The following is a 226-nucleotide window of genomic DNA, read 5'->3' as shown; positions in this document are numbered from 1 at the left end:
ACCTGCACATTCTTCACCGCCGCCGTGCTGGTTAAGGTCGCCGTGACCTGCCCCTGCGCGTTACTCACCGGATTGCTCTGTTTCGTCAGGGTTAACCCGTCAGCCTTTGGATCTGTCTGCCAGTCAATGTCGATAGGTTGACCCACCACCAGATTGCCGTGCCCATCCTTCACCGTCGCCGTGAAGGTATAACTGTCAGTGCCGTTGTTGTAGCGCTTCTTGTCTT

General features: G+C 56.2%; 1 protein-coding gene. It reads right to left on the bottom strand.

Features of this window, described 5'->3' with window-relative positions:
* Nucleotides 1–226: Ig-like domain-containing protein (locus tag ACGF5R_RS24985; RefSeq protein ID WP_387693344.1), on the bottom strand; the 226-nt coding region annotated here is incomplete at both ends.

It is taken from the genome of Photorhabdus sp. RM71S, from assembly GCF_042879355.1.
GTDB lineage: Bacteria > Pseudomonadota > Gammaproteobacteria > Enterobacterales > Enterobacteriaceae > Photorhabdus > Photorhabdus kayaii.
This window is presented reverse-complemented; position numbering and strand designations above follow the sequence as displayed.